Origin of the sequence: Bradyrhizobium sp. (genome assembly GCF_019242285.1) — a bacterium.
GTDB lineage: Bacteria > Pseudomonadota > Alphaproteobacteria > Rhizobiales > Xanthobacteraceae > Bradyrhizobium.
This window is the reverse complement of the sequence record NZ_JAFAVV010000318.1, coordinates 1-2990: the sequence shown is the minus strand read 5'-3', so window position 1 is coordinate 2990 and position 2990 is coordinate 1. Positions and strand designations below refer to the sequence as shown.

The window sequence follows — 2990 nt, the reverse complement described above, 5'->3', positions numbered from 1 at the left end:
CTCGTACAGGCCGTCGATGATGTCGGGATCCACGAGCGCGTTCATCTTCATCCAGATCGCGCCGGGGCGGCCGTGCTTGGCATGGCTGGTCTCGCCGCGGATGTGCTCGAGCATGCGCTTGCGCAAGGTCAGCGGCGACACCGCCATCTTTTCCAGGTCGCTCGGCGCGGCATAGCCGGTGATGTAGTTGAACACCCGTGCCGCATCGCGCCCGATGGCCGGATCGGATGTGAAGTAGGACAGATCGGTGTAGATGCGCGCGGTCACCGGATGATAATTGCCGGTGCCGGTATGGACATAGGTCGTGAGGCTGCCGCTCTCGCGGCGAACGATCAATGACAGCTTGGCGTGCGTCTTCAGCTCGAGGAAGCCGTAGACGACCTGCACGCCGGCGCGCTCGAGGTCGCGCGCCCAGCGGATGTTGGCTTCCTCGTCGAAGCGGGCTTTCAGCTCGATCAGGGCGGTGACCGACTTGCCGGCTTCGGCGGCTTCCGCCAGCGCGCGCACGATCGGCGAGTTGTTGGAGGTGCGGTAGAGCGTCTGCTTGATCGCGACGACGTCGGGATCGCGTGCGGCCTGCTGCAGGAACTGCACCACGACGTCGAAGGATTCGTAGGGGTGATGGACGATCAGGTCCTTCTGGCGGATCGCGGCGAAGATGTCGCCGCCATGATCGCGAACCCGCTCGGGATAGCGGGGAACGTAGGGCGCGAACTCCAGGTCCGGCCGGTCGAGCCGCGTCAATTGCGACAGCTCGTTCATCGCCAGCACGCCCTCGACCAGGATGACCTCGTCGTCATCGGCGGACAGGGCCTGCTGCACGAACGCCCGGAGCTCGACCGGCATGGTGGCTTCGATCTCGAGCCTGATCACCGACCCGCGGCGCCTTCGCTTCAGCGCCGTCTCGAACACCCGCACCAGGTCTTCCGCCTCTTCCTCGATTTCGATCTCGGAGTCGCGAATGATGCGGAAGGCGCCCTGGCCGTTGACGTGGTAGCCCGGGAACAGCCGGCCGATGAACAGGCCGGTGGCCTGCTCCAGCGGGACGAGGCGGACTGCGCTGTCCTTGCCGGCGGGCAGGCGAATGAAGCGGTCGATCTTGCCGGGCATGCGGATCAGCGCGTTCATCGGCTTGCCGTCCGAGATCCGCGTGAGCTGCAGCGCGACGGTGAATCCGAGGCTCGGAATGAACGGGAAGGGGTGCGCAGGGTCGATCGCGAGCGGCGTCAGCAGCGGGAAGACATTGTGGAGGAAATGATCCTCGATCCAGGCCCGCTCGGTCTTGGTGACGTCGCGGCCGTCGACCAGCACGATGCCAACCTCGGCCAGCGTGCCGCGCAGGTCGCGCCAGATCGCCTGCTGGTCGCTCGCAAGCTGGGAGACCGTCTCGTTGATCAGCGCGAGCTGCTCGGAGGGCGTACGTCCATCCGGGCTGCGCTCCGGGATGCCCTCCCGGACCTGCGCCTTGATGCCGGCGACGCGGACCATGAAGAACTCATCAAGGTTGTTGGCAGAAATCGACAAGAACCGGACCCGCTCCAGCACGGGATGGCCGGGATTGACCGATTCTTCGAGCACGCGGCGGTTGAAATGCAGCCAGGAAAGCTCGCGATTGATGAAGCGTTCGGGGCTTGCCGCGATCCCTGGAACAATCGGCGCTTCGGCCGTTTCTTCATCTAATACAATGGTTTGTAGCGATTCCATGCGAGCTGGGTCCATCTTCGATCCGCCATTTGTGGCAACTAGCCGATCGCAATGCAACAATGTCGCCATCGGGTGACATCTTCCCCGACATGATGTTTCACACCTCGGCCGCGTCAAGCCCGTCGGCCGGTCGGTGGTACTCAAGTCTTGCCAAGCAATTCCGCTGCCAACGCGCGGCTCACCGCCCGGCCCCGTCGCAAACCTTCCGCGTCGAGCAGTCGAACCGCCCTTTGCACTGCAGCATAGGATCGTTCGAGCCGGGTCGCCAGATAACTGACCACCGACTCGTCTACCACAAGCTGGCGATCGGCGCAGAGCTTGATGATCAGGGCGCGGAACAGTTGATCGTCGGGCGCCGCCAGCGACACGACCGGCAGGGCGCGCAGCCGCGAGCACAGATCGCGCAGCTCGATCGCGAGCGCGGACGGCGGCTGACGCGCCGTGATCAGCAGATAGGCCTCGTGCTCCCGCGCCAGGTTGAGCAGGTGAAACAGGGCGCGTTCGTCGACGTCGGGCTCGCGCAGGTCCTCGACCACCAGCGCGCCGGTGGCGAGCGCTGCCGGCACATCCGCAGCCGTCAGCACGCGGGCGGCGGTGGAACGTGCGCCCGACTGCTCGGCCCAGATGGCGGCAAGGTGGCTCTTGCCGGAGCCTTCCGGCCCGACCAGAAGCAAGCTCCGGCTCGGCCATTCCGGCCAGGCCTCGATCAGGGCGAGCGCTGCGTCGTTGGCCGGTCCCTCCAGGAAATTGTCGCGTGTCAGGCTCTCCGCGTGCGGCAGAGCGAACGCAAGCTGACGAGGGTGAACGTGGCCTGCCACGAGGACGGCTCCATGCTGGCGCCGGTCATTTGGCGTCGATCGTACTCATATGCCGTACCCATTCCACGAGATAGAGCGATACGGAAGAGAGCGTCAGGATGGTGACGACGCCCATCAGCACCTCGTCATAGGGCATCGGCTCCAGTCCAAAGCCCAAGGAGGCCAATACCAGTGCCGCGAACGCCACCTGCGCCACGGTATTGAGCTTGGACACCATCAACGGCTTCATGGCCACCGGCTTGTCGAACAGCCATGACACGATCACGGCGGCGACGATCATGATGTCGCGCGAGACGACCAGGATCACGAGCCAGTGCGGAATGCCGCCGGAAATGCCGAGCGCGATGTAGATGGAAACGAGCAGCGCCTTGTCGGCGAGCGGATCGAGCATCGCTCCCAATTCGCTCGACATGTTGAAGCGCTTGGCGAGAAACCCATCGACGGCGTCGCTGACGCCGGCGATGACGA

The 2990-nt window shown here is 64.9% G+C and carries 3 protein-coding genes; all 3 read right to left on the bottom strand.

Annotation, left to right across the window (positions count from 1 at the left end; all coding sequences use genetic code 11):
- Positions 1–1704 (bottom strand): RNA degradosome polyphosphate kinase (locus tag JOY90_RS12510; RefSeq protein WP_291691445.1); only part of this gene is annotated, 1704 nt, incomplete at its 3' end.
- Positions 1705–1844: 140 nt separating this feature from the next.
- Positions 1845–2522, bottom strand: a complete 678-nt coding sequence (locus JOY90_RS12505) for a DnaA/Hda family protein (RefSeq protein WP_291691444.1) — start codon at positions 2520–2522, stop codon at positions 1845–1847.
- 25 nt (positions 2523–2547) lie between these two features.
- Positions 2548–2990 (bottom strand): CDP-alcohol phosphatidyltransferase family protein (locus tag JOY90_RS12500; RefSeq protein ID WP_291691443.1); only part of this gene is annotated, 443 nt, incomplete at its 5' end.